The sequence below is a fragment of the Pantanalinema rosaneae CENA516 genome, assembly GCF_050753385.1.
GTDB lineage: Bacteria > Cyanobacteriota > Cyanobacteriia > Leptolyngbyales > Leptolyngbyaceae > Pantanalinema > Pantanalinema rosaneae.
Genome location: NZ_JBLZFZ010000008.1, coordinates 128216 through 147204, shown reverse-complemented (window position 1 = coordinate 147204; position 18989 = coordinate 128216). Strand labels below are relative to the sequence as shown.

Here is an 18989-nt window from a genome sequence, read left to right as displayed (position 1 = left end):
GAATTAACCGAGACCCAGGTGATTTTTCGGCAACTATCCCCGGAACACTGTTTAGTTAAAATGAAGTCATTGTGACTTTATTCTGTACTGAAGTCTGGGCAAATTCAGTTGTCTACGATCGCTTCCTATCTACCACTGCTTCGTCGCACAATGGGCACACACCTGCCATCGTTCTAGTTCTCCGGGGGGGGTGGGACAGTGGCATTGCGGACAGAGGGGTAATTGGTACGATCGCGCTCGCATGGCTTTTGCCCAATCTCTGAATGCTGCGATCGCATCGGCAGGCTCAGAGGCTCGATGGCTGACAGCGGGGGATTGATCAGACAAGCGACTGGGATGTTCCTGCCATAACTGCTGCTGTTGCTCAGTCCCCGGTGCCGATACCGTCTCCTGATGGGAATACCATTCTGCCGAGGAGAAGCGAATGTCGGCTAAGTTCAGTCCCAGTTTGGTATTTAACTTATCTAAAATGCGTTGGCGCTCATACACCAGGTTGTTTGCCCAAGCGGCACTAGAGGTTGCCACCCGCAAAACCCCACGCTGAATGGCTAAGGGACGAGTTTGAGCCGCCACCACCGAACCCACAATGTCTTCCCAATGCCCTAAAACCCGTTGTAAGGGCTTTTGATCGGCTTTACCCTGGATTTGCAGTTGTCCAAGGACGTGCTCAAGCGGTTGAAAGGGCATTGTCAGTATCCCGATGAAGGAGTAGCACAGTGAGGCAGGGGGGCAGTGATCTGGTCAGCGATCGGCGGCGCAGGCATCCGTCAGCTTCATCATTAATGATCTATTTCGCGACCCAAATGATCCATTCCGCGTAAAAAAGTGTATAACTTTGGCTCGAACTCTACTCAAATTGCGATTGATCAGTGATACTGAACGGAATCGTTAATGGCTTCCCGACATCTAGCCTGGTCTACATCTTTGGAACCTGCTGTTGTCAGAAGGTTTGCCCATGTTTGGGTGAATGGTTGAGGAGTTGGTTAGGAGTCCTGAATTATGCCTCAAAATTCCACCGTAACATCTCCCGCTCGCTCGTCCCAGGCTCGTGTTAGCGACATGCCCGCCCAGGACGGTTTACATCCAGTGTTACGCAATGCTCTGGTTTGTATGGATGTGCAGCTAGAGGAAGAATTAGCCCGTTATCGTCGGCAAAAGGCGAGTGGGGGACGGACGATCGCGCAGATGAGTCGGCGGAAGTCAGCCCCAAAGACCCTGGATTTGTTGGATTTCTCCAGTCCTGAACTGCCCACTCAACCCCCATCTAGTCCGCAAGCTCCAACTACGCTGGCGACTGGAATATCTGATGCGATCGCCTCCGAAACCCTCTGGGAACCCACGCTGGATGTTCACAGTGCGCCGACCCAGCCATCGCCAGTCCCAGACGATTCGCAGAGCCAGCTAATTCCCCATCTTCCCAACCTGGAGCCAGAGGCAGAGTCGCTGGAGGGTAAAAACAGCGATCGCCCCTGGGATGACCACTTACCAATCAGTCACCATCTGACTGCCCCCCCTGACATTCCCGATGATTATCTGGAGTCGTCAGAAGAACTGTTACGCAGTCTGGCGGAAACCGAAGCCGACATTGAAGTCGAACAAAGCTTCATGCAGAACCTGCTGACTCCTTTGGGGTTAGGTTCCATGTTGCTACTGCTGGTATCCAGTGCCATCTTTGGTTATGTGATCATGAATCCGTCCAGTCTGAGCCAGTTGTTTGCGACCCGCAGTGGCAGTAAGTCGGTACTCAATCCGCCTACGACCGTCACACCGCCCAATGGGGCAAATACCGCTCAACCGCCGGAGCCGAACCTGGCAGCTCGGGAGTTTCCCGAAATCAATCCAGCGAACTTAGGCACACTGAAAGCAGAACCAGGAGCCACGTCAGCCAAGCCAGCTACCAAACCTGGAGCCAAGTCCGCCGGGAATCCAACGGCGCGATCAACTGATTCTGGAACATCAGAAACGACTTCGACCCCTGCCCCTATTCGTTCGCGATCGGAGCCACCCGCTGCCGCACCGGAGGTCTACAGTCCACCCGAACCTGCTGTTGCCCCGGATCCTCCATCTAATTACAGAACCTATGCCCCGCCGGCTCGGGAATCCAGCCCACCCCCGCCAGTCGTCCAGCCCGCTCCCCCTGTCCAACGGAGTGAACCACCTGCCCCGGCTGTTGCGCCTCAAGCTGTTGCCCCTGCCCCTAGTCCTGCCACTGGCAGTGATGCCTATCCCTACAAAATTGGGATTCCGTATCAAAATGACCAATCTCTGGAAGCTGCCCGCAAAGTTGTGCCAGATGCCTTTGTACGGAATGGCGACGATGGCGCTAAAGTCCAGGTAGGAGCATCGGGAAGTCAGGCGGATGCCGAAGCGCGTGCCCAGGAACTTCGGAACCAGGGAATTCCGGCTGAAGTTTACAAACCCTGAGTAAACTCCTGAGCCAACGGACTCCATCCGCTTGTCTTTCTATTGACAGGCTGAGGAAACTAGAAAGGTAGGATAGTATTGAGAATAATCAGCCACGAAGCCAGTCATTGAGCAAGATTGCTGAATCGACTCAGAGTGACGGGTGATTCGCTCACACCTATTTAAGAGCAATCATTGGTTACTAGCCCAGCCAGTCGCTTGAATCTACTCAACCCTACTTAACGGAGCGTGTCATGGGACTTTTTGACCGAATCATGCGGGTGATTCGTGCCAATCTGAATAGCCTAGTCAGTCAGGCGGAAGACCCAGAAAAAATTCTGGAGCAGACTGTGCTGGATATGCAGGAGGATTTGATCCAATTGCGGCAAGCGGTGGCACAGGCGATCGCGACCCAAAAACGCACAGAGCGGCAATATTCCCAGGCACAAACCACAGCGGATGAATGGCAGCGGCGTGCCCAACTGGCTTTGCAAAAAGGGGATGAGCATCTGGCGCGAGAAGCTCTGACCCGCCGCAAATCCTATTTGGAAACTGCCCAGTCGATGAAGGTACAGCTTGACCAACAGGGGGCTGTCGTCACCCAACTGAAACAAAATATGATGAAGTTGGAGAGCAAAATCGCGGAAGCAAAGACCAAGAAGGATTTGTACATTGCCCGAGCCCGATCGGCAAAAGCCACTCAGCAAATTAATGAAATGATGGGTCGGGTGGGGACTGGCAGCGCCATGGCAGCGTTTGAGCGCATGGAGGAGAAGGTACTCCAGCTAGAGGCGCAGTCGGAAGCGATCGCGGAACTGGGCATGGATGACCTGGAGAAGCGGTTTGAAGCCCTGGGTGAAACCGATGACATTGAAGCCGAGTTAGCCGCCATGAAGGCACAGCAATCCCTGCCGCAGGGTAGCAATCAAGCCCAACTGCCGAGCAGCCAATCGACCAACCAAACGACGACGGGTAATCCGGAGATTGATGCGGAATTAGAACAACTCCGCTCCCAATTCCGGAATTCTTAACTTCGCTACTTCAAGCTGGAATTAAGAAAACACTCGTAAACGGACGATCGCCGCTTGAAGTTTCTACACTAGAGACAATCGAACTGCAAGGAAAAAAAACGTCATGGGACTGTTTGACCGTGTGAGTCGGGTCGTCAGAGCCAACCTGAACGACCTTGTCAGCAAAGCTGAAGATCCAGAAAAGATCCTGGAACAAACGATCGTCGATATGCAGGAAGACCTGGTGCAAATGCGTCAGGCGGTTGCCAGTGCGATCGCGAGTCAGAAACGGACTCAACAACAATATAACCAGGCACAAACGGAAGCCAATAACTGGCAACAACGGGCACAACTGGCACTGCAAAAGGGGGATGAAACCCTGGCACGGGAAGCCCTGGTTCGCAAGAAGACCCATAGCGACACGGCTGGTAGTCTTAAGTCCCAGCTTGATCAACAAAGCACGATGGTAGATACCCTCAAGCGCAACTTGATTGCCCTGGAAGGAAAGATCTCCGAAGCCAAGACGAAGAAAGATATGCTCAAGGCGCGAGCCAGTGCTGCCAAAGCCAACGAGCAACTGCAAAATGTCGTGGGTCGGATGAGTACCAGCAGTGCAATGGGCGCTTTTGAGCGCATGGAAGACAAAGTGCTGCAAATGGAAGCCCGATCGCAAGCGGCGGCGGAACTGGCAGGAGCCGATCTGGAAAGTCAGTTTGCCATGCTGGAAGCAGGGGGCGATGTCGATGATGAGCTAGCGGCGATGAAAGCGCAGTTACTGGGTGGCGCACCGCAAAACCAGGCTCAACTACCGGGTACAGCGCAAACTACCACGGCGGATGCCGCCGCTCCACCGCAAGAAGCCGCCGTTGATGCGGAACTGGAAGCACTCAAGGCAAAGCTGGATCAGTTGTAGTTGAGCAACCTTGTTAACAGTTGGTAGGGACGGAATTAATCGGTCTTTCCGAGGATGGTGTGATTCTAACTTCTCTCCGTTAAAGTCCCCTTTAAAAGGGGGATTTATGGGGATTCCACCCCAACCCCCTTAAGAAGGGGGGCTAATCGGCGGTTACCTCCGTCTGGTCTAACTCCGTTCCTACTTTACAAACGCTTTACATCAACAAAAATTATTCTCTACCCCGATCGCAACCAATTTGCCTTCGGGGATCAAAACACGTCAAAATACTGAGACAGTCGTTTCTGCAAGAATTGTTACAAACGAAGCCTGGGAGATCAGTATGGGCGTGGTTACAATCACAGACAATCAATTTGAAGCGGAGGTGTTGCAATCCTCTGAGCCTGTCTTGGTTTACTTCTGGGCACCCTGGTGCGGTCCCTGTCGCTTGATGGCGCCGATCGTCGATAAAGTGGCAGATGCCTACAGCGATCGGTTAAAGGTGATCAAGATGGAAGTAGATCCTAATCCAGAGTCGGTCAAACTCTGCAAAGTAGAAGGGGTTCCAGCGCTGCGCCTATTTCAATCTGGTGAAGTGCGAGATGCGATCGAAGGCGCGATTACCAAACAAAAAGTTGAGGACTTCCTCACTCCCCATTTGCCTGCCTAAAATCATGTCACTGCCAATTAGTGTTTAGATTGACATTCTATAGGGACGGACAATGGTTCGTCCTTTTCTATTAAGCAAATTATCAAGATACAGCGGATAAATCCTCAGTTCTAAGTAGATAGAACGGGTTACACTGAATATCTCTCCATTAGGCTATCTGCTTTGATTCGATCGGTGTTGATCAGTCAAACCCACCCTCGATCGCATGACCACAGCTAACAGATAGCAAGGCTGGTATATCTATGATCCAATTTGCTCAACGTCTTCACCCCCTGCGCTCGAATGTATTTGCTGACATGGATCAGGCGAAAGCCAGGGCTAGAGTTGCTGGACGGGAAATTATTGATCTATCGCTTGGCTCGTCAGATTTACCCGCCCAAGCCCATGTGTTAGAGGCGATCGCACGATCGCTGGATGATCCCAGTACCCACGGCTATTTGTTATTTCATGGGACGCGAGAATTTCGTCAAGCGGCGGCAACCTGGTATGAGCAAAAGTTTGGGGTCGCGGTTGATCCGGAGACAGAAGTTCTACCGTTAATTGGCTCCCAGGAAGGGACAGCCCATTTACCACTTGCAGTTTTGAACCCTGGTGATTTTGCCTTATTACTTGATCCGGGGTATCCGTCCCATGCGGGTGGCGTGTATCTGGCCAGTGGACAAATTTATCCCATGCCTTTAACGGCTGAGAATCACTTTCTTCCAGTATTTCAAGACATTCCGGCTCCGGTGTTGGCACAGTCCAAATTGATGGTGTTAAGTTATCCGCATAATCCCACGACCGCGATCGCGCCGCTGTCATTTTTTCAGGAAGCCGTCGCTTTTTGTCAGCAACACAATCTGGTGTTAGTGCATGACTTTCCCTATGCGGATTTATTTTTTGGGGACACTCCACCGCCCTCCATTCTGCAAGCTGACCCAGATAAAACCGTTTCGATCGAGTTCTTCACCCTCTCGAAGTCGTACAACATGGGGGGATTTCGGGTTGGCTACGCGATCGGCAACCCAGAATTAATTCGGGCATTGCGCCAGGTGAAAGCGGCTGTCGATTTCAATCAATATCGCGGGATTTTGAATGGGGCGATCGCTGCACTCAGTGGCCCGCAAACAGGAGTGAAAGCGGCGGTTGAGACGTTCCGGCAACGGCGAGATGCTTTTGTGGGAGCACTGCATCGGATTGGTTGGCAGGTTCCCCTTCCCCCCGCCACGATGTATATCTGGACAAAACTACCGGACGCGTGGGCGGATCGCTCAGTAGAATTTTGCACTCAATTAGTGGAAGCCACCGGAGTAGCGGTTTCCCCCGGTGCCGGGTTTGGTAAATCCGGTGAAGGTTATGTCCGCTTTGCCTTGGTTCATGAGCCAGCGATTTTGGAACAGGCGGTCGATCGCATAGCTCAATTTCTGGCGTGATTGGAGAGAAACGACGATCGCTGGAAAACCTGGCTTCCGGTAGACGAAATAGCAGTACAAGTCTACTAACATAATTGGTAACTCAGTAGTTTACTTAGTTAAGTGAAATACTACTGGGTGTTGTCATGCCAAATTATTGTTTGTCGCTAAACCTGAATGATTGTTAATTTAACTCGCAATGGTTGGGAAATTATCTACCATCGTGCCCATGCTTTATTAGCCGCAAACATCGCGGGACAATGGCAACGATCGGATGCTCCACTCCGTTTATATGAAACGATCGCGGCAATCTCTCACCATGATGATTTGGAACGGGAATGGGAAGGTGATCATTTAACGCCCGCCGGTGCGCCATTGGATTTTACTCTGGGTACGGACTCATCCTTAGAAAAGCTGCAACAACACATGGAGGATGCTTGCTACCGTGGACGGTGGGTTGCCTTACTCACTTCCAAACATATTTGTTTTCTGAATCAGGATCAATGGGAATCAGCACCGGAGTGGCAAGAGTTTTTGCATCAACAATTGCAGTTACAAGAACAGTGGCGACGGGAACTCAAGATTACATCTGAGGAAGCGGAAGAGGCTTATCAATTTATGCGCTGGTGCGATCGCTTGTCATTGATTCTGGTACAACAACAGATCCCTGATGCCGGACGAGCGGTAGAAATCACGAGTGGGATTAAGGGACAACGTTACGATCTGCGGCAGGTTCAGGATGGGCAACTAACTGTAGAACCCTGGCCGTTTGAAAAAGATCAGTTTGCAGTGAGTGTGGAAGCGTCTTACTTACCAGAATTAAAGTATGACAGTAACAAGGCGTTAGTAGATGCACTCCAACATGCGGAAATCAAACTATTGGAATGGAGGTTTACCAAGCCGGAAGGGCAAGATTGAGCGATCGCTCTACCGACGACACCAGTTGGGAAACTGAAGCAACCCCTGTTCGGTAAAATAAACTCGCATCCCTGCCGAACATTGATCTTGAACTCCGTTTTGTACAAGTGTGATGGGGCTATCTAGGGTACACGATGCAACGGCTCCTGTTGTGTGAAAACTGATGGCTTGCTGTCCTCTACAAGCGAATTCTTTGGTGGGTTTGCTGTTTTGCGGCAGCATTCGTTGAGCAAACCGCCAACTCCGCGCCAGTTGACATTGGGTAATTCTGCCCTGGGCATTTCTGGTAACGCTGCCCGGTACACATTCCACCGCCGCTTGAGCAGGCTGAAGCGGTAACAAAATAGTTGCTGTAACTAATCCTAGAACACTAGATAAGACAATACTAATTTTTTGACTCATGGCAACGATCGCTCTATCAATAATGTGAAGGAATACCAATCAGACAAACATGGCTAGTCGTAGTATCTGGACTGATCAAATTACTGGCAGATAGCTATTCTAGTTTTCAATCTTGATGATACTGACTAATAACCAAAGCTATACCAAATATCATTGGCAGTCCAACGATTCGTGTTTTTGGGGTTTTTAAGATCAATATCAATGCGATGCCCGTTTGACCACCAAGTTAGTTTCTTTTGCTCATCATTCGCTATGGTCTTAAACCCTGCATCATTGGTCTTGTACCACCAGTGTTTAGGCGTGTTTTGAATAAAGGCATATCCATATTCTCCTGTTGTCGAATTTTTCCAGGTTAATAATAGATATTTAGGACGGTTATCCGGTAGCGTCCAATGGTACCATTTGTCATCCCAAACATGGGTGCCATTGCAAGCGGATGATATAGAGCTAGAGATCCGCCTTAAATCACTATCAACATTTGTCGAGACAACTTGAGCAACAAATTTAATTTTTTCATCCCCAATGTTGAAACAGCCGCCTCGATTGATTGGACCATGTTCATACTCTGCTATTGCCGGAAGCTGCATTACCAAAATTCCAGCCGCAGCTATCCCAACCAGTGAGCAAATTTGACCTAGCTTCAGTGCCACAATCACTTCTCCAATACAGTCTGTTTAAGAGATGCATCAAACATAACTGTGCCAAATGGCACTTGGCGGTCGGAAAAGGTCAGGAAAAGGTAGGATCTTACTCAGTGGATCTACGGAATGTATTTCCTGACAGACAGTGTAGGGTGCGAATAGTGCAGTTAGTTTCATCACCTGTAAAACAGCATGACGGTTGAAGACGCGATCGCTCTTATCAGGCAACACTTGGAACGAGGTCAACTCACCAAAGTTCAGGAGATCGTATTGCGGGAAGCCTGGGTTGGCAAAACCTATTTAGAAATTGCCAGAGTCTCCGGCTATGACCCTGGTTACATCAAAGATACAGGTGCGGAACTGTGGAAATTACTTTCTAAAATCTTTGGTGAAAAAGTTACTAAGCACAATTTACACGGCGTTTTAGCCCGAGCCAGCCAGTCTCCTACGCCACTCAAAACCCCGATCTCGCCTGCCCAGTCCCGTGATCCTGTGGTTGACTGGGGGGAAGCGATCGACATCTCCCACTTTTGCGGACGGACAGCAGAACTCAACACATTACAGCAATGGATTGTAGCGGATCGGTGCCGGGTGATTACCCTGGTCGGCATGGGGGGGATGGGGAAGACGGCACTTTCCGTTAAATTAGCTGAACAGTTACACAGTGAATTTGAATATATTTTCTGGCGATCGCTTCGTCATGCGCCCTTGTTTAAAGACAAACTCACTGAATGCATTAAGTTTTTATCCCATCACCAAATTGTCACGTTACCGGAGTCGGTTCACGAACAAATTACCTGCTTAATTGAATATTTGCGGAAATCTCGTTGCTTGTTGATTCTGGACAACTTTGATACGTTGTTACAGCAAGGACAGGCAGGTGATCTCTATCGAGACGGTTATGCTGCCTATGGAGAATTACTTTGGCGGTTGGGGGAAACTCAACATCAAAGCTGTGTCTTGATTACCAGCCGCGAAAAGCCGTCGGAGATTGCCACGCTAGAAGGTAAAGCATTGCCCATACGGACATTGCCCTTACCGGGACTAGAAATCGAGGCAGGACAAAGGCTGTTGACGATGAAAGGGCTGTCGGGCAGCAGCGATGAAATTCATCAATTGGTGGAGGCCTATCGGGGCAATCCATTAGCTTTAAAGATCGCCGCTACGTCAATTCAGGATTTATATCACGGCAGTGTTGCCCAATTTTTTGCTGAAGGTACAACGGTGTTTAATGGCATCAGCAGATTGCTCCAGCAGCATTTCCAACGGCTCTCTGGTTTAGAGCAACAGGTAATGTACTGGTTAGCCATTCATCGCGAAACGGTTTCTGTCAACACCTTGCAAGCTGCCTTTGTGCCAACCGTATCTAAGACAAAATTAATCAATGCCCTAGAACGGTTGACGATTCGTAGCCTGGTGGAATGTCGTTTTGCTCAGTTCACCCAACAACCTGTGGTGATGGAGTATGTTATAGGTCATTTGATTGAGCAGATTGAGCAGGAAATCGTTACCGAAATACCTCAAACTCTGCTGACTCATGCCCTGATGCAAGCGCAAAGCAAGGATTACATTCGAGATAGCCAGATTTGCTTAATTGTCCAGCCTTTATTAGAACAACTACGATCGCACTTAGGTTCAGATCAGCAAGTTCAGCATAAGCTACATCAATTTATCAATCAGCTTAGAACTAAATTTAGACATCATATAGGATATGGGTGTGGTAATTTACTGAATTTATTAGCACATTTGAATAGTAATTTAAGTGGCTATGACTTCTCCTATCTCAACATCCGTCAAGCCGATCTACGATCGCTGAATTTGCATCAAGTTAACTTTACTGAAGCAAACTTTCAGGAATGTGCCTTTGCCGCCACCTTCGGAGGCATTACCTGTACCACCTTCAGTCCAGATGGAGAATCGCTTGCTACAAGTGACACAAATGGCATGATTTATCTCTGGCGTACCACAGATGGTCAACCACAGGTGATCTGTAAAGGTCATAATAGTTGGATTTGGAGTGTTGCCTTTAGTCCGCTAGGCTCGATCCTGGCTAGTGGTGGGCAGGATCATACAGTGAGGCTATGGGATAGCAAAACTGGCGAGTGCTTGAATACGTTTCCAGAACATACCGGAATTGTGACCGCGATCGCCTTTAGTCCCGATGGGCAGACCTTGGCGAGTACGGGCTACGATCGCACGATCAAACTCTGGCATTTAGCCACAGGTCTGTGTATACAAACCCTCACAGGACAGGATGCTTGTATTTGGAGCATCGCCTTTCATCCCGATGGTGAATGGCTGGCATCGGCGGGAGAAGACAACATAATCAGGCTATGGCACTGGCAAACGGGAACCTGTGTACAAACTCTGGCAGGACATCACCACTGGATTAAAGCGATCGCCTTTAGTCCCGATGGGCAACAACTGGCGAGCGGTAGTTTTGATCAGACGATCAAGGTTTGGGATGTGGCAACTGGGGTTTGTTTAAGCACCCTGATCGGTCATACCAGTGTCGTGACAGCCCTGGCCTTTAGTCCCACAGGCGATCGCATTGCTAGTAGTAGCTATGACCAAACAGTAAAGCTCTGGGAAGCTACGACGGGCAGGTGTCTAGATACCCTGGAAAAGCATACCAACCGCGTCTGGTCTGTCGCCTTTCATCCTCAAGGTCATCGTTTAGTCAGTGGTGGCGATGATTATGCGGCCAGAATTTGGGAACTGCAAACCGGGCAATGCATTAAAACCTTACAAGGTCACAGTAATTGCATTTATGCGATCGCCCATGATGCCCATCATCACCTGCTTGCCAGTGGTCACGAAGACCAAACCATTAAACTCTGGAATATGAATTTGCAAACTCCAGAGCAGTTAACCGCCTCACTTCAGCCCTTCCAGGTTTTACGCGGACATCGCGATCGCGTTCTTGCCGTTGACCTTAGCCCCAATAGTCAGGTGTTGGCAAGTGGCAGCGCCGATCGGACGATCAAACTCTGGAATCCTCATACCGGACAATGCCTCAATACCCTCCAGGGACATCGGAGTTGGGTGTGGACAGTTCGCTTTAGTCCCGACAGCCAACTCCTGGCTAGTGGCAGTTACGATCACACGATTAAATTGTGGCAGGTTAACTCCGGTGCATGTTGGCAAACCCTGGAGGGACACCCCAGTTCAGTGCTAGGAGTCACGTTTAGTCACGATGGATCACGATTGGTCAGTGGGGGGTATGACCAAATGATCAAACTCTGGCAGGTCGAAACCGGGCAATGTCTCCATACCTGGCAAGCCCATAGCAATCGAGTTTGGGCGGTTGCCATCAGTCCCGACGATCGCCTGCTGGCGACGGGTGGAGATGATCAAACGATCAAAATTTGGAATTTGGCAACGGGTGATTGCCTGCAAACCTTGACAGGACACACGAATCAGGTACTTTGTCTCCGGTTTACGGCTAATGGTCAACAAGTCATCAGTAGCAGTGCCGATCGCAGCATTAGAACTTGGGATATCCAAACAGGTGAGTGTTTAACCACCCTGGCAGATCACCAACATTGGGTCTGGTCGCTGAACCTGAGTCTGAACGCCCAAACTCTACTGAGTAGTAGTCAAGATGAAACGATTAAATGCTGGAATTTGACCACAGGCAAGTGTCAGCAAACATTTCGAGTGCTACGTCCCTACGAAGGCATGATCATTACAGGAGTGACCGGATTAACTGAGGCAGAAGCAACCACTCTACGGGCTCTAGGCGCGATCGCGGATAGCCATTAAATAGCCTGACTACCTAATTGCTGAAGTAGATCTTTAGCATCCGATAGGCGATCGGAAGGAATGTCTTTTGCCACTACTAAATAATAGGGGGCGGCATCTGCGGCTTCACTGGTATCTCGACGCACGTTGACACCCGACATAGCGGCAATAATGCCAATACTAGCGGCTCCCGCCCCACTGGCAATTGCCACAATTCCTAACGTGTGTGACAATGCATTTGCTTCTGATGTAGCTACCAGACTAGAACTCATTGAACTTAATAATAAACCAATTAAGCCGCCACTAATTGTCCCTAAAATTGCGCCTTTTGCCCCGCTATCCCGCGCCTCTGTTTTGGGCACAGGCGGAGTTTGGGGCATTAACGAGATCTGCTCCATGGGAAAATCAGCTTCCCGTAGAGCCTTCAATGCGGTTTCTGCCTGATTGCGATCGGCAAAAACTCCGATCGGGCTTTGGTCTTGACGTTGATCAAATTCTTCGGGTTTTTCCATTGTTAAATCTTGAATGATGCCGAGCTACTTATATAGGAAAAGTTATTAATGGTGTTAAATGACTCATCGTAAATCAGCGATCGCTCACTTTTTCTCCATCCGAGGACATAGTTTTATTTAGTTTGTTAAGGTCTTTTAGTGTATTAATAGCTACATTTTTACCTATTTCTCTCGATAGTTAGCTGGTTATCAGACCTCTCTTTTCAGCCAAAGAGAGACTATACATACACCTGCTTCAGAGTAGAACCTTAGCTAGATGGAGAAGTTTTTCTTTGTAGTTAATCTGAGAAAGAGCTTGGGATGTATTTCAAGCTTATTCAACTTGAGATCAAGTCTTAACGATCGCTGAAGCGTAAGTTAGGGCTTGCTCATCATGTTAGCAACTCATGGCAATAGTCAAAGCTTAAAAGGCGATTCAGGTAATCAAAGCCTGTGCCAAAGTTACTCTTTTGATTGTTTCACCCCATAAAAGCTCAAGAGAAGATTAAGTCTATGCTCTAAGACCCTTCTAAGGTTTGGAAGGTCGTTAAACCAAAGCTTTGGGCTATTTCAGTTGGTAACAAAAACAGTTGATTGACTCAGTACAAAAATAAAATGCAACGGAGCATTACGATGAACCAGTTGATTTCTAATACATTTCCGAAGTTTATGAATGCCCTCAAAGGAATTCTGGGCAAAGCTGTTCTGCCGATCGTAGTAGTTGGTTTGCTGGTACTCAGCACAGCTTGCAATGCTGATACTTCGCGAGTCAGTATGTCTAAAACGTCTGACGCGGCTTATTCCAATCCTTACAGTGGCGAAGGACAACATCAAAAAGAACTGTACAAACCTGTGCAACCGGCTAAGGGTGGCATGAATACTTACAGTGATGATTTCCGTTACGATACGTCTAAAGATGTGCAAGAATCAACCAGAAATTTAATTAATCGTGTTGAGCGAAACCTGCAAAAGCGGGCTGATGATCCTCAAGATTTAGCCACCAATGCTAGAAGAGAAAATCCGTTAGGTGACAAAGCTCGGGATGCATCTGAGAATCTGCGAGATAAGACCGGCAATCTGGTCGAGGACTTCTCGGAAGGAACTCAACGGGGTATGCGTAACTTGAAGCAAAATGCAGACAGAGCGGGTGATGCTGCCCCTCGTGTCGTTCAAGAAGCCCAGCGCAATGCTCAAAATGCTGGTCGTGACGCGGCTGAAGGTGCCCAAGATCTAGCGGGTGGTGCACAAAGAGCCGCTAACCGTGCCGCTAATTCGCTGCAAGATAACATGTAATTTCTAGCCACGTTAGCAGATTGGGTGTTGGAATTTCCTTAAACGGCTATTCTTAATCGACTCAATTTCAAATTACCCTTCGATCTCCCCTGTTTCTTACTCAAAGAGCCAGGGGAGACTGTTCAATCAGCCGTTCAGGAGATGGTATGACCTCTAATCGAAATAATCGAAAAAGCCCCTTTGCTTTAAAGGAAATGTTTCGCGGAATTTTAGCCGTTGCTATTATTATTGTTGGCATTACTCACTTCATTCGTCCTGAGCAGTATGCCAGAATTGTGCCGCCCCCTTTACCCCCTTTCGCCATGGTTTACATTAGCGGCTTTTTTGAAGTTTTAGGTGGAATTGGCTTGTTAATTCCTCTAGTCAGTGTCGCCGCCGCCTGGGGATTAATTGCTTTATTTATCGCCGTATTTCCCGCTAATATTTATCAAGCACTCAATAGTATTCCGATCGAGGGCATCCCCCATCATCCGTTGTTGTACTGTATTCGCTTACCGTTTCAAGCGGTGTTAATTGCCTGGGCATGGTGGTTTACCCAAAAGCCAGAACAACAGCCTGGAGCGTCGGAAACAGCCGCTCAAGTTGAATCTATGCTGAATCGATAGTTTGGTTTCAGCACAAACAAAACGGCAGAATGATTGAACCATTCTTTCAAACATCCTGCCATTTAACGTGTTATTCAGCAACGTTATTTCTTAGTGACGAATCGCGTTTTTTACTCGATCCCAGGCATCCCGAACGGCATATTTCGCTTTTTCCCAGCCTAATGAGGAACTATAATTTCGCTCATATTCCTGCCTGAGTTCTGGTTCAACCTCATCGTAGGTTCTATTGCTACCCTCATAGCGGGAATACGCTTCATAACCCAACCGATAAGCGGGTTGATAGTCGGCATAGGTTAGACCCGATTCATAATATGGAGAGGTAGCATAGTGCTGCCGCCAATACTCATCTTGATCGTGATACATGGAATTATTCCTAACACGATCCCAAGCATCTTGAACCGCATATTTTGCCTGATTCCACTGAACCTTTGAAGCTCCGTAATTCGTTTCATAGTGTTGCTTTAACTCTGGTTCTACCTCGGAATAAGGACGGCTGGAGTAACGACCATATCCCTCGTAGCCAGTGCGATAGGCAGGCTGGTAATCATCGTAGGTTCGATCGGGGGTCGCATAGGGACGAGTGACGTAATTATCTCGCCAGTAGTTATCTTCTACGGTTGGATCGATCGATTCAGCAACGGCTTTTCCGGTTAGCCCACCAATGACGCTACCAACGGCGGCACCAATCACGGCTCCTACCGGCCCACCGGCTGCCCCGATCGCAGTGCCAATGGTTCCGGCGGCGGCGGCACCAATGCCTGTACCGACTGGATGCGCCCCCGGTTGCCCCGTAATCGGATCGGGATTAGAGTCAGGTTCTAGATGACGATCGACTTTTCTTTCTTCATTAGTCATGATATTTCCTCACTTTTTACTCTGAAAAAGTTGTTATTAGATTCACAATAAAATTACTCAAATGAATATTCCTCTGTCTGGAGGCGAGAGTTGATTGGTTGTTATATTACGATTTGCATCGACAATGATTAAAATACAAATTATGGAGATTCTGACTCAAGATAGAAGTTAAATTACTCTAGATATGGTTTATTAGAATAGCTACACGTAACAAGATCTAACGTCTACTTTTACCTATGTTGCTACAAAAAAAAGAAACTGGAGATTTAATCAAAGTTCTGGATACCGATGCCTTGATTAATCCCAACCAATCGTCAATTTCAGGCAGAGTCCAGGCAGGACAGGAAGAACAGGATCCTGAAGAAATTACTAAAGAAAATCTAGTGTTTCCTTCGGGTGAAAAACTACCGCGTTGTTGGCTGGATGCAGAATATCAAGCTAAAACTTAAGCTAGTTCTTCACCTCTGAGACTTACAGGAAATTTCAGCAAACAACATCTCTATCAGAAGCTGTTTGCAAAGTCAAAATAGTTACCTCAGTTGCCCCCCTTTTTATGATGCCGTTAGGCGATATTCTGGGGGGAACTGAATTAACCGTCCTCCAAGTTGAGGGCTTACAGTAGGCATACTAGAAAAGGGGGCTGACCGAATTGACAAGTGGGTGCATTCATTTGAGAACGGCTGTAAGTCCTTATGGGTAACCGTAGGGCGAGTGAATAAAATAAAATATTTTAGGGACGCTACTGAACACGTCCCTGTGAGTAAGAACTATGGTTCTCGACGAGGACTGTAGCCAATCACTGCAATCTTATGACGGTAGACCAGTTCTGCACCGTACCAGCCAGTAATACCCAATAAAAGTGCAACGATCAACGAAATAATGATGCCTAGGGGTAATACAGTATCAACTGGGCTGCCAATTCGACGTACCCAGTTAAATAGCGTTAGCACCAGAGCCGCCACATTACCTACCATGTGCGACCAACCTGCACTATGCTTGCGAACACGATCGATCTTTAAGAAATCTGCCATTCCGGTCAGTGCGGCTAAGATCCCACTGGCAAAGCCTGCTCCTAGTAACCATAAAGACGCTCTCGCCCAAAATGGATCTTGCGTCAACCAGTAGCCAACATCTGTACCGAAAGCACCCACTAGAAAGGCAATAGGAAACGTCACAATCAATGGATGAAACGGGTGACCTGCGATCGCGACAGTGCTAGGAATTCCACTATCCCGGTATTCGCGTTCATCACTTTCAATGATGGGTGGCATGTTAGGGGTCTGGGTCATATTTGCTCCTGAAAAAGTACCCTATCTCTATGGCAATGGTGATGAAATCAAATTCACATTAAGAGAACTAAGCTGACATCAGCGTCTCTCTACAGAAGTAGTTTTACTCAAGCTAGAGACATAACTTTTGTGATGAATCCTTAGCAGAGGATTCGCCTACGCTGCTGAAACCATTCTGCTGATTAGAGAGCGGTCATGACTTTAATCAACTCATTCGATAAATCGGGTTGCGATCGCTGCCGTTTAGCAAATAAGACTCCTGCCAGAAAGTAAATGTTTTCGGAGTAGAAAGCTTTACGTTGTTGTTTAAGCTCGGTGATACTATTTTTTACTTTCGGCTCACAACTGTAATACCCAAACTTTAGAGGTGAGATCAGAAAGTCGTTGACCTGGTACCCCTGGGCGATCGCGTATTCGATCGTTTCTACAGGATTGGAGTAAGCGGAAATCATCAACAGGGCTTTCTCACAACCAACAGTCAGCAACTTTTTCGTAATCTCTGCCCCATCCTCTCCCCCATGTAAAGAAGGCATACAAATATTGCTATCTGGTGCGGGCAGGTAAGGTGGATTGGCAATCAAGTAATCGGCGCTGGACTGTAACCCCTGAAAGAAACAGGTGTTATGAATGATGTATTTGTGGCTTAGTTTATACTGCTGGCTTCGGGAGCGGGCTAACTCACAGGCAGATGGGTTTAGCTCATAACCATGCACTAAACCATCAAAGCTGACTTTCAGCAAACAGTTAATGATGGGGCTACCATCGCCTGTGCCAAACTCAATCACTGATTCACCCTTAGTGCATTGGTTAAACACCATTTTTTCTAAGCACTGGGAATAGAATTGTGATTCTTCAGGACAGAAAAACACTTCTGTCGGAGAGTAAGATTCAACAGTTGGGGAGTAGGCGGCAACAGATTGTTTGACGATCGTTGTTTCGGAAACCAATAATGCTTCTTTCAAGGTTAATCCTCACTTAAATCATTAGAAATCACACCAAACCCTTGGCTTGGAGTAGGAAACCACAATGCTAATCACATCACGTTGTTAGAAATCCTTTAGGGGTAGAGCTAGAGTGCGACTTCAGCGAGGGCAGGCTGTGCTGCGGTTTTAATCGCTTGAATCACAGCGGCTCCGCCTCGATCGCCCATCAACTTCTCCTGGTCATATCCCAAGACTAATTCCCAGGCTTGCGCCGGATACTGTTCGGCTAAAGGTAAGGCCACATCAGTCAACATCCATTGTCCATGCCGCTCATCCTCACGAATATGGAGTTCCCAATAGCCCATTGCCATGTCCGATAACCCTAAGCGTTGAGCGGCAAGCATGTAGTCGGTATAGATGGAAGGACCGGCAATCTCAAAGTAGGTTAATCCACCGTTGTAGCGAAGAAAATGTTGCTTACATTCAGTCAGCAGGAAATTGTGGTTAATACAAGCCAGCACCTCCCAGGGCACTAAATCGAAATAAGCTTCGGGCTGGGTGTCTAAACCGAGTTCAGCCATCATTTTGGCAAAGAAGGTTGAATGTTTCCGTTGGAAGCGACCATTGCCATACTCTTCTAAGAGTACGCGAATCAGGGTTGCCTGAATTTCATTACTCGCACCACCGAGAATCCGGGATAGCCGACTGGCTTCTACTAAACCATCCAACGATGCGATCGCCAGGAGATGACGATAGCCTGCGGTAGTGAGTTCTTCTCGTAAGTACCGTTTGTTGGCAGAGACGGGTGGATCTAAGTCGGCTTCTGCCCGTTCAGTCAGTGCTTGTTTCACATCAAGCTGACGCAGTTGATCAACATCAATTTGCGCCATCTCCCAGGTTTGCCAAGCCGTTTCAATGTGGCTGCGTACCCACTGCAAATACACCGATCGCTCATTCATGTAATGCTTCAGATCATCAAACCAGAACAGGTTTAACCGGTTAATGCGATACAAAATCCGGTGTAAAAACTGATTTGCCGATCGCACCGCTTCGGGGTCAGAGGTTTCCGTATAGGCAAGGTTTAGCGCGGCTAACAGCGTCTGCTCAAAGGAATTAACTAGCTCGGAATCACTAATAACTTGTTGATCTAAATTTTCTATGGTGAGGAGCCGAATAAATTGTTGTTCTGCCCCCAGGTAGTCTAATGTCTGCGGATTTGTAACGACTTCCTGACGCATCCCCTGACTAGCTAAGCGGGGATCTAACTGAATCATCATTCTTGCTATGCCTAATCTCTATACTTGAGTGAGTTTGCAGTAGGATGCGTGAGTCTGACAAACCTCAGGGTCTGACTCCAAACATTTGCACCAACTGATACCACCATAGGAAAACCCGTTGGCTATTTCCTTCCATCCAAAGGTACAAATGTGTACTAAAGTGAAGAAAATTCATTTATCCAGCA

General features: G+C 48.1%; 18 protein-coding genes. 10 read left to right on the top strand and 8 right to left on the bottom strand.

Features of this window, described 5'->3' with window-relative positions; genetic code table 11:
• Positions 1–129: 129 nt before the first annotated feature.
• Positions 130–687 carry a DUF721 domain-containing protein gene (locus ACN4EK_RS06625; RefSeq protein ID WP_431656857.1) on the bottom strand — a complete coding sequence of 186 codons (558 nt, stop codon included), beginning with the start codon at positions 685–687 and terminating at the stop codon, positions 130–132.
• Positions 688–999: 312 nt separating this feature from the next.
• On the opposite strand from ACN4EK_RS06625, the gene ACN4EK_RS06620 reads away from it, so the two are divergent.
• From ACN4EK_RS06620 to ACN4EK_RS06595, 6 genes are all read left to right on the top strand, one after another.
• On the top strand, positions 1000–2424 hold the full coding sequence (locus ACN4EK_RS06620) for an SPOR domain-containing protein (RefSeq protein ID WP_431656855.1): 1425 nt from the start codon (positions 1000–1002) through the stop codon (positions 2422–2424).
• 233 nt (positions 2425–2657) lie between these two features.
• The gene (locus ACN4EK_RS06615) at positions 2658–3434 is read left to right on the top strand and encodes a PspA/IM30 family protein (RefSeq protein WP_431656853.1); all 777 of its coding nucleotides are present in this window, start codon (positions 2658–2660) and stop codon (positions 3432–3434) included.
• 103 nt (positions 3435–3537) lie between these two features.
• Complete coding sequence (locus ACN4EK_RS06610; RefSeq protein WP_431656851.1) at positions 3538–4326, top strand: PspA/IM30 family protein; 789 nt, start codon at positions 3538–3540, stop codon at positions 4324–4326.
• Between the two features lie 322 nt (positions 4327–4648).
• Entirely contained in the window at positions 4649–4975 is a 327-nt protein-coding gene (locus ACN4EK_RS06605; RefSeq protein WP_431656849.1) for a thioredoxin family protein, read from the top strand.
• A 242-nt stretch (positions 4976–5217) separates the two neighbouring features.
• On the top strand, positions 5218–6387 hold the full coding sequence (locus ACN4EK_RS06600; RefSeq protein ID WP_431656847.1) for an LL-diaminopimelate aminotransferase: 1170 nt from the start codon (positions 5218–5220) through the stop codon (positions 6385–6387).
• A gap of 156 nt (positions 6388–6543) precedes the next feature.
• Positions 6544–7284 (top strand): DUF3891 family protein, encoded by a 741-nt coding sequence (locus tag ACN4EK_RS06595; protein WP_431656845.1) that lies wholly within the window; start codon positions 6544–6546, stop codon positions 7282–7284.
• Between the two features lie 9 nt (positions 7285–7293).
• Here the strand turns inward: ACN4EK_RS06595 and ACN4EK_RS06590 are convergent, their stop codons facing one another.
• Together ACN4EK_RS06590 and ACN4EK_RS06585 are read right to left on the bottom strand one after the other, a co-directional pair.
• Positions 7294–7686 carry a hypothetical protein gene (locus ACN4EK_RS06590; RefSeq protein ID WP_431656843.1) on the bottom strand — a complete coding sequence of 131 codons (393 nt, stop codon included), beginning with the start codon at positions 7684–7686 and terminating at the stop codon, positions 7294–7296.
• 125 nt (positions 7687–7811) lie between these two features.
• A complete protein-coding gene (locus ACN4EK_RS06585; protein ID WP_431656841.1) occupies positions 7812–8336 on the bottom strand; it encodes a hypothetical protein in 525 nt (174 codons plus the stop codon).
• Between the two features lie 183 nt (positions 8337–8519).
• On the opposite strand from ACN4EK_RS06585, the gene ACN4EK_RS06580 reads away from it, so the two are divergent.
• Positions 8520–12092, top strand: a complete 3573-nt coding sequence (locus ACN4EK_RS06580; protein ID WP_431656839.1) for a WD40 repeat domain-containing protein — start codon at positions 8520–8522, stop codon at positions 12090–12092.
• On the opposite strand, the gene ACN4EK_RS06575 is transcribed toward ACN4EK_RS06580, so the two are convergent.
• A complete protein-coding gene (locus ACN4EK_RS06575) occupies positions 12089–12583 on the bottom strand; it encodes a hypothetical protein (RefSeq protein WP_431656837.1) in 495 nt (164 codons plus the stop codon). The two genes, ACN4EK_RS06580 and ACN4EK_RS06575, sit on opposite strands and share 4 nt — an antisense overlap.
• A 612-nt stretch (positions 12584–13195) precedes the next feature.
• Between ACN4EK_RS06575 and ACN4EK_RS06570 the strand changes: the two genes are divergently transcribed.
• Together ACN4EK_RS06570 and ACN4EK_RS06565 are read left to right on the top strand one after the other, a co-directional pair.
• On the top strand, positions 13196–13855 hold the full coding sequence (locus ACN4EK_RS06570) for a hypothetical protein (protein WP_431656835.1): 660 nt from the start codon (positions 13196–13198) through the stop codon (positions 13853–13855).
• 146 nt (positions 13856–14001) lie between these two features.
• Positions 14002–14460, top strand: coding sequence for a DoxX family protein (locus tag ACN4EK_RS06565; RefSeq protein WP_431656833.1), 459 nt, complete (start codon positions 14002–14004; stop codon positions 14458–14460).
• 90 nt (positions 14461–14550) lie between these two features.
• Here the strand turns inward: ACN4EK_RS06565 and ACN4EK_RS06560 are convergent, their stop codons facing one another.
• Positions 14551–15315, bottom strand: coding sequence for a hypothetical protein (locus tag ACN4EK_RS06560; RefSeq protein WP_431656831.1), 765 nt, complete (start codon positions 15313–15315; stop codon positions 14551–14553).
• Positions 15316–15551: 236 nt separating this feature from the next.
• On the opposite strand from ACN4EK_RS06560, the gene ACN4EK_RS06555 reads away from it, so the two are divergent.
• The gene (locus ACN4EK_RS06555) at positions 15552–15764 is read left to right on the top strand and encodes an acetyltransferase (RefSeq protein ID WP_431656829.1); all 213 of its coding nucleotides are present in this window, start codon (positions 15552–15554) and stop codon (positions 15762–15764) included.
• Between the two features lie 318 nt (positions 15765–16082).
• Here ACN4EK_RS06555 and ACN4EK_RS06550 read toward each other — a convergent pair whose 3' ends face one another.
• From ACN4EK_RS06550 to ACN4EK_RS06540, 3 genes are all read right to left on the bottom strand, one after another.
• Positions 16083–16604, bottom strand: a complete 522-nt coding sequence (locus ACN4EK_RS06550; RefSeq protein ID WP_431656827.1) for a DUF2231 domain-containing protein — start codon at positions 16602–16604, stop codon at positions 16083–16085.
• Between the two features lie 182 nt (positions 16605–16786).
• Complete coding sequence (locus ACN4EK_RS06545; protein WP_431656825.1) at positions 16787–17566, bottom strand: class I SAM-dependent methyltransferase; 780 nt, start codon at positions 17564–17566, stop codon at positions 16787–16789.
• A gap of 107 nt (positions 17567–17673) precedes the next feature.
• Positions 17674–18804 (bottom strand): iron-containing redox enzyme family protein, encoded by a 1131-nt coding sequence (locus tag ACN4EK_RS06540; RefSeq protein WP_431656823.1) that lies wholly within the window; start codon positions 18802–18804, stop codon positions 17674–17676.
• Between the last annotated feature and the right edge of the window lie 185 nt (positions 18805–18989).